This window comes from Akkermansia sp. KLE1798, from assembly GCF_001580195.1.
Classification (GTDB): domain Bacteria; phylum Verrucomicrobiota; class Verrucomicrobiia; order Verrucomicrobiales; family Akkermansiaceae; genus Akkermansia; species Akkermansia biwaensis.
This window is the reverse complement of sequence record NZ_KQ971078.1, coordinates 110,828-117,574: the sequence shown is the minus strand read 5'-3', so window position 1 is coordinate 117,574 and position 6,747 is coordinate 110,828. Positions and strand designations below refer to the sequence as shown.

Sequence of the window (6,747 nt, the reverse complement as noted above, 5' to 3'; positions counted from 1 at the left end):
CCATTACGGCCAATATGTCCATAAAGTCCATTAAACCCATTAAGTCCAATATGTCCGTTAAAGAATTGTAAACCAGATAACCAGTTTCTGCATGCAGCATCCTCTCTGCAAGAAAACACCTGGCATAATGTTTTCTTAACTCTTCCCTTTTTTTTCTTAACGCTTTAAGTAGGTGGTAGATATTGACGCTGGCCATGCCTTCTCCAAAATAGCGGGGTATGAAATCCCATATTATTCAGAAACCTGTTGCCGTCATTTTGGGAAACTCCGGCAATATAGGATGCCTGGCCGCCAGGGCGTTTGCCTGCCAGGGAACTGCGGTTGCCATGATGCATGAGGCCGGTGAACGGTCTTCCCGGGTGGTTGACTGCCTTCCGGGGGATAATCACTTTGCCATGTCGGGATGTTTGAGCCGTTCTTCCGATCTGGCTTCCTTTGCGGGGCTGGTGCATACCCTGTATGGGCGTGTCGATTATTTGATCAATTGTGAAGATGCTGCGGTTGCAGTCCGGGGACTGCATTGTTCCGCACGCGCCCGCCTGTCCGTTTTGCTGGAGCATGCTTTCGTTTCCGGCGCCGTGATCGTCAATATGGTTTCCTGTTCCGGCAGAAAAATGAAACGGCGGTGGAAGGAAGATGCTTCCCGGATGGAGGATGGCTTGGCACGGAGAGATGTCAGGATGAACCAGGTGGTGATTCACCGACCTGTTTTTCAGCGTTTCTCCAATGCCCGGCTGGCTTCTTCCGCCTGTGCGGCCGCTTTGTTTCTGTGCGGGAGTGAAGGCAGGCATATTGACCGGGAGTACATTGTCGTCAATGAAAGAAGGGCTGTCCGGAGGCCCGGCGTACGCCCGGAAACGCCCCTCTTTTTTCTCAAGTCCTACCTGGAGTTTTGTTCTGTTTGCTCCCGGACGGTGTTTCTGGATGCCTGACACGCATGCCATATTTCTGTATTCTGTCGTGACAAAAAGTGTCTGTTAGGATAGTATGTTTCCAAGTAAGGTTATGAAGTTTCAAGGTCTTTATACAGCAATTGTGACTCCGTTTGTCGGATCCCGCGTCGATGAAGAGGCTTTCAGGATGCTTGTGGAAGAGCAGGTGGCCGCCGGCGTTGCCGGGATTGTGGCCGTGGGTACTACGGGAGAATCCCCCACGTTGACTGTGAAAGAGCATTTGAGGGTGATTGAACTGGCTGTGGAATGTGCGGCCGGCCGTATTCAGGTGGTTGCCGGCACGGGAGCCAATTCCACGGCGGAGGCCATCCACATGACGCAGGAGGCGGAAAAGATGGGCGTGGACGGAACACTTCAGGTATGCCCGTATTACAACAAGCCTTCCCAGGAAGGCGTTTATGCGCATTTCAAGGCCATTGCGGACGCCACAAGGCTCCCGATCATGCTGTACAGCATTCCCGGCCGTTGCGGCATTGAAATTTCCGTGGAAACGGTAGGACGCCTTGCGAAGGATTGCCCGCATATCATCTGCGTGAAGGAAGCCGGCGGGAACGTCGACCGTGTGAGCCAGCTGATGCAGGTGGTTCCGGAAGATTTCACCATTTTGTGCGGTGATGACGGCCTGACGGTGCCTTTCATGGCCTGCGGGGCCAGCGGTCTTGTTTCCGTTTCTTCCAATTTGATTCCCGGCATCATGAATTCCATCGTGAAAGCGGGCCTGGATAAGAACATGGCGGAGATGCTTTCCCTGCAAAAGACGTTTTACCCGCTCATGAAGGGGATCATGACGCTGGATACCAACCCCGTTCCCATCAAGGCCGCTATGGCGTTAAGAGGGGATATTCAGCCGGGCGTGCGTCTTCCCCTGGTGCCTTTGTCGGAGGAGAAGGCGGCGCAGCTTTCCGCCCTTCTTCAACGTTTTAACATTCTTTAATATCTTACCTTTATGATTTCCATTCTTGTTACAGGCAGTTCAGGCCGCATGGGGCAGGCCGTCCAGGAGGCGGTCACGCAGAATCCGGAAACGTGTGTGGGAGCCACGCATGATCAGGGTCAGGAGCTGTATCCCGCCCTGGCAAAGTGCGATGTGGTCATTGATTTTTCCCATCATGGCTTTACCAGCACTCTGCTGGCGGAGGCTGTGGCCAACAACAAGCCTGTGGTGATTGGAACTACGGGCCATACGGACCTGGAACGGCAGGAGATCATGGATGCCGCCGCTTCCATTCCGATCGTGTTTGCCTCCAATTATTCCGTCGGCGTGAATACCCTGTTCTGGCTGACGCGCAAGGCAGCGCAGATTCTGGGCGGCAGCTGCGACATGGAGGTGATGGAGATGCACCACCGCCACAAGATTGACGCCCCTTCCGGCACGGCCCGTACGCTGGCGGAAATTTTGTCCGGCGCCATTGACCGGAATTACGAAGACAGCGTCGTTTTCGGCCGCAGCGGTTTGGTCGGGCCCCGGCCCGACAACGAAATCGGCATGCATTCCCTCCGGGGAGGAGACGTGGTGGGAGACCACACCGTGGTGTTTGCTTCCGACGGCGAACGCCTGGAACTTACACACAAGGCTTCCAGCCGCATGACGTTTGCCTCCGGCGCGGTGCGCGCCGCCCTCTGGCTTCAGGGAAAAGAGCCGGGACTGTATAACATGGAGGACGTCCTGGGCTTGTCCAAACTGTAATTTTCCGGCATTCCGGCCGTCCCTTTATCTGGACTGCCGGAGTGCCTTTTTACCTATGAAAAGAGCCGGTATTGCGCTGGGATCAAACCTCGGAGACAAGAACAGCCTGATTGTGAAGGCGCGGGACCATCTGGCGCAGATGGCCTTGTCCGACGATCCCTTTTTGCAGTCCTCCCTGTACGCGACAAGCCCTTTGGGATGCCCCCACGGCTCCGATGATTACTTGAATGCCGTGGTGGAGTTTACCTGGGCCGGAACGGTGGAAGAACTGCTGGTGCATTGCCAGGGGATAGAACGCGCCCTGGGCCGCGTGCGCTCCGGCATCAGGTGCGAACCCCGCACGGCGGATGTGGATATTATTTACGTAGGCGGCTTGGTGATTAATGATCCCCCCCGCCTGATCCTGCCCCATCCGCGAGCCCATTTGAGGAAGTTTGTACTGAAGCCGCTTTCCGACATCAGGCCGGATCTGGTCCTGCCGCTCCAGAAAAAAACGGTTTCCCGCCTGCTGGCGGAACTGGAGACGGAGGAGACGGAGCCGCTTCTTGTTGCGGAACAGTGGTAAAAAACATTCATATTAACGCCATGAATCAATCTGTTGAAAAAGCGGAACGCATCCGCGCCTGCAAGGGCACGCGGCATGTGACGCTGGTTACCGCTTATGATTATCCCACGGGACGCCTGCTGGATGAGGCCGGCGTGGATGTCGTCCTGGTGGGGGATTCCGTGGGAATGGTCCAGCTGGGTTTCCCGGATACCACCCACGTGACGCTGGACCATATGGTCCACCATGTGGAGGCCACGGCGCGCGGCGTAAAAAACGCCCTGCTGGTGGGGGATATGCCCATCCATACTTATGAGACGGTGGAGGACGCCGTGCGTACCGCGGAAAAACTGTTCCGGGCCGGAGCGGATGCCGTCAAGCTGGAAGGCGGCGCCTCCCAGGCGGAAAAGATACGCGCCATTGTGAAGGCGGGGATTCCCGTGATGGGCCATATCGGCCTGCTGCCTCAAAAAGTTCTGGAAGAGGGGGGATACAGGATCAAGGGGAAATCCGCTGCTGAGGCGGACGCCTTGGTGAAGGATGTTCAGGCCGTGGCGGAGGCCGGAGCCTGCTCCGTGGTAGTGGAAGGCGTTACGCCCTCCGTGGCGCGCCGTATTACGGCTCATTCTCCCGTTCCTACTTTGGGCATCGGTTCCGGAGCGCATACTTGTGACGGGGATGTGGTAGTGATCCATGACCTGGTGGGGGCGTTCCCGTGGTTTGTCCCGGCCTTTGTGAAGCCCCGCGCCGACGTGGCCGGAAGTATGACGACGGCGGTGAAGGAGTGGATGAAGGACGTGTACACGGAACCCGGAACTGCGGGCTCCTAGCCCTGGACGATTTTTATGCTGGTTTTTTCTACATGCTGGAATTCCCACCGCCATCAGGACGGGGAGGAGATGATTGATGAGATTCTTTCCCTGGGGTTTGACCATGTGGAACTTTCCCACGGCATCAAGCTTTCTCTTTTGCCGGGCATCATGAGGGCCGTGGAAGCGGGCAAGGTGCGCGTTGCCGGCGTTCACAATTATTTTCCCGCTCCGATTGACGAGGTGGGGGATGCCCCGGACAGCAGGCCGTTTACGGCGGATTTGCCCCAGATCCGCAGCAAGGCGATTGAGTTGACGAAGAAGTCCATTGAACAGGGCGCCTCCCTGGGCGCCGGATATATTGTTTTGCACATGGGGACGGTGGAACCGCTGGTGAAGCGTACGGATACGGCCCGGCTGCAGACCATGGCCAGGGAAGGGCTGGTGGGCACGGAGGAGTTTGCCCGGACCAAGGGGGAATTTGTCAGGCGCCGCAACCGTCTCGCTCCCGTTTATGTGGAGCGCGCCCGCGAGGCCATCCGCCAGTTATTGCCCCATGCCTCGGAGTTCGGAGTGAAACTGGGCATCGAAGGCCGCAGCCATTATGAACAGATTCCCAGTGAGGATGAAATGGCGGACCTGATGCGGGAGTTTGCAGAAGAGAGGTTTGTCGGTTACTGGCATGATTTCGGGCATATTCAGCGGAAGCACAATTTGCTCCTATTGAATCATGAACAATTCATCCGCAGTATATCTCCCCATTTGATCGGCGGGCACGTGAACGACGTTAAATGGCCGGCCCGCGACCACCAGGTGCCCTTGATGGGGGGCGGGGTGCCTTTTGAACGCCTTTTGCCTTTTTTCCCCGCAGGCGTGCCGCTTGTCTGGGAACTTTCGGGGAGAGCCGCCGCGGAGGACATTCTGACCGCGCGGGAATTGTGGGAAAGCAGGTTTCCGCAGACGTTGCAGTAACCATCTTGTGATTGTCAATGCGGTGCATTGCATATAGAGTGGGAACAATGATTGACAAGACGACATCCCGCGTCATTCTGGGCCTGCTGGTGACGGCCGGGGTGATGGTTGCAGCGTTTGCCTGGTACAAGGCCCGCGACGCCGCCAGTGCGGATGCGGGCGCGTACAAGAATATTTATGACGTGGATGTTCCGCAGTCCGCTCCCATTCCCGTGGACTACAGGCTGATTCTGCTGACTCCCCAGGAACTGGCCAAGGCCCCTCTGGCGGATGTGTTTGTGTCCCCGCTGGGGGATGACAACGGAGCGTTTACGTATTCCGCCCAGGGATTCGGAGCCATGAATGCCGCGCGCGGCGGCAGGCATACCGGACAGGATTTGAACGGGATTGGCGGAGAGAATACGGATGAGGGGCTTCCGGTGCGCGCCGCGGGGCGCGGGCTGCTGATTTATGCCGGGGAGCCGTCTCCGGACTGGGGAAACGTCGTGGTTCTGCTGCATCGGCTTCCGGACGGCCGTTTTGTGCAGAGCCTGTATGCGCATCTTAAAACCATCAGCGACATTCCTCTGGGAACCATCGTGGGCCGTGGGGAGCAGATCGGCACCGTGGGCACGGCGCACGGCAATTATTTGGCTCATCTGCATTTTGAAATGATTGAGTCCATCGCCCATGAGGCGGGAATGCCGGGGTATGGCAAGACGACGTTCAACCGGATCAATCCGGACGAGGTGCTGGAAAAGTACGCTCCCGACCCCGCGATGATGATTCCGGACCCCGTGATTGCCCTGAAGGATGTTCAGCAGGCTGCCGGCTGGGAGAAATTGCTGGAAAACCTTTACCGGGACAACAGCATGGAGGCGCTGGACAAGATTCTGCCGAAGGAACAGCAGGAAGGCGTCCTGGAACCCGCACCGTAACCGGAAAAGCCGTTTATGGAAGTTTGTCCGCCTGTCTGGAGGCCAGTTCCCGCTGCATCCTGCTGATTTGGAGAACGGATATCAGCCACAGGATGCTGGCCGCGGTTATCAGGGAACCGATCAGGAAGAAGGCAACCAGATAATGTTCCACTCCGAAAGGGAAAAGCAGGGACAGCGTGAGGGCGGTTGCCGCGGTTAAGTACAGCCGCACGGCCAGGGAGGGGGATTGCAGCATCCATTCTTCCGGATTTTTTGAGGCTCTGTACAGTTCCTGGATGATCAGGGCATTGAGGACCATGCCGACGAGGGGCATGCAGCTGAGGATAACGCTGACCAGGGGAGTGAACCGCAACCCTGAAACCCGGAATTGCTGCACGTTGGCGCAGGCCCGGTAAAGCCAGACCAGCTGGACGGCCAGGGAGGGGATGCACAGAAGGCTGAACAGGAAAATGAGGGGGAGCACGTAGGAGGGAAGCTGACCTACGACCTGCCGGAGGGTGGTTTGAACCTCCGCATAGTCCACGATATGATGGAAACAGACGATCCACAGGGTCCACAGGGAGCAGGCCAGAAGAATGAAACAGGCCGGAAAGGCTAATCTGGAGAGCTCGAAGAGGGAGTACCGCAAACGGTACGTGGGGGGTGGAGGGGAAATATCCGGCTCTTCCTTCCGGAAGGGGAGGATTTCCGGTTCTTTTTCCGGCAAAACCTGCCCGACCGGCTGCCATCCGTCCATGCCCGGCTTCCAGGTGAGCGTTTTCGAGTCAATGACGCCCTGGCCCAGAAATTCCCGGACTTCGTATTCGGAGTAGGACCTCGGCTGTGAATCGCCGGGAAGCTTCAGGAAGTATTCACTCATCGCCCG

The 6,747-nt window shown here is 57.3% G+C and carries 9 protein-coding genes; 7 read left to right on the top strand and 2 right to left on the bottom strand.

Features of this window, described 5'->3' with window-relative positions:
- Window positions 1–196 (bottom strand): hypothetical protein (locus HMPREF3039_RS14315; protein WP_231863842.1); only part of this gene is annotated, 196 nt, incomplete at its 3' end.
- A 22-nt stretch (window positions 197–218) separates the two neighbouring features.
- On the opposite strand from HMPREF3039_RS14315, the gene HMPREF3039_RS04155 reads away from it, so the two are divergent.
- The 7 genes from HMPREF3039_RS04155 (at window position 219) to HMPREF3039_RS04125 (ending at window position 5,882) form a co-directional block, all read left to right on the top strand.
- A complete protein-coding gene (locus HMPREF3039_RS04155; RefSeq protein ID WP_067569153.1) occupies window positions 219–932 on the top strand; it encodes a Rossmann-fold NAD(P)-binding domain-containing protein in 714 nt (237 codons plus the stop codon).
- A gap of 55 nt (window positions 933–987) precedes the next feature.
- Complete coding sequence (gene dapA / locus HMPREF3039_RS04150; protein WP_331711088.1) at window positions 988–1,887, top strand: 4-hydroxy-tetrahydrodipicolinate synthase; 900 nt, start codon at window positions 988–990, stop codon at window positions 1,885–1,887.
- 12 nt (window positions 1,888–1,899) lie between these two features.
- Window positions 1,900–2,640 (top strand): 4-hydroxy-tetrahydrodipicolinate reductase, encoded by a 741-nt coding sequence (gene dapB, locus HMPREF3039_RS04145; protein WP_067569147.1) that lies wholly within the window; start codon window positions 1,900–1,902, stop codon window positions 2,638–2,640.
- A 55-nt stretch (window positions 2,641–2,695) separates the two neighbouring features.
- Window positions 2,696–3,205 carry a 2-amino-4-hydroxy-6-hydroxymethyldihydropteridine diphosphokinase gene (gene folK / locus HMPREF3039_RS04140; RefSeq protein ID WP_067569144.1) on the top strand — a complete coding sequence of 170 codons (510 nt, stop codon included), beginning with the start codon at window positions 2,696–2,698 and terminating at the stop codon, window positions 3,203–3,205.
- 20 nt (window positions 3,206–3,225) lie between these two features.
- The gene (gene panB, locus HMPREF3039_RS04135) at window positions 3,226–4,014 is read left to right on the top strand and encodes a 3-methyl-2-oxobutanoate hydroxymethyltransferase (RefSeq protein WP_067569141.1); all 789 of its coding nucleotides are present in this window, start codon (window positions 3,226–3,228) and stop codon (window positions 4,012–4,014) included.
- Window positions 4,015–4,083: 69 nt separating this feature from the next.
- Window positions 4,084–4,965, top strand: coding sequence for a sugar phosphate isomerase/epimerase family protein (locus HMPREF3039_RS04130; RefSeq protein ID WP_197483298.1), 882 nt, complete (start codon window positions 4,084–4,086; stop codon window positions 4,963–4,965).
- A gap of 47 nt (window positions 4,966–5,012) precedes the next feature.
- Window positions 5,013–5,882 carry a M23 family metallopeptidase gene (locus HMPREF3039_RS04125; protein WP_067569134.1) on the top strand — a complete coding sequence of 290 codons (870 nt, stop codon included), beginning with the start codon at window positions 5,013–5,015 and terminating at the stop codon, window positions 5,880–5,882.
- Window positions 5,883–5,895: 13 nt separating this feature from the next.
- Here the strand turns inward: HMPREF3039_RS04125 and HMPREF3039_RS04120 are convergent, their stop codons facing one another.
- A complete protein-coding gene (locus HMPREF3039_RS04120) occupies window positions 5,896–6,741 on the bottom strand; it encodes a GYF domain-containing protein (protein ID WP_067569132.1) in 846 nt (281 codons plus the stop codon).
- Between the last annotated feature and the right edge of the window lie 6 nt (window positions 6,742–6,747).

What these genes read in the sequence shown, in the direction of transcription:
- HMPREF3039_RS04130 (WP_197483298.1), top strand. Translation starts at nt 4,084, where the DNA reads ATGATTGATGAGATTCTTTCCCTGGGGTTTGACCATGTGGAACTTTCC.
- HMPREF3039_RS04120 (WP_067569132.1), bottom strand. Translation starts at nt 6,741, where the DNA reads ATGAGTGAATACTTCCTGAAGCTTCCCGGCGATTCACAGCCGAGGTCC.
- dapB (WP_067569147.1), top strand. Translation starts at nt 1,900, where the DNA reads ATGATTTCCATTCTTGTTACAGGCAGTTCAGGCCGCATGGGGCAGGCC.
- HMPREF3039_RS04125 (WP_067569134.1), top strand. Translation starts at nt 5,013, where the DNA reads ATGATTGACAAGACGACATCCCGCGTCATTCTGGGCCTGCTGGTGACG.
- dapA (WP_331711088.1), top strand. Translation starts at nt 988, where the DNA reads ATGTTTCCAAGTAAGGTTATGAAGTTTCAAGGTCTTTATACAGCAATT.
- HMPREF3039_RS04155 (WP_067569153.1), top strand. Translation starts at nt 219, where the DNA reads ATGAAATCCCATATTATTCAGAAACCTGTTGCCGTCATTTTGGGAAAC.
- folK (WP_067569144.1), top strand. Translation starts at nt 2,696, where the DNA reads ATGAAAAGAGCCGGTATTGCGCTGGGATCAAACCTCGGAGACAAGAAC.
- panB (WP_067569141.1), top strand. Translation starts at nt 3,226, where the DNA reads ATGAATCAATCTGTTGAAAAAGCGGAACGCATCCGCGCCTGCAAGGGC.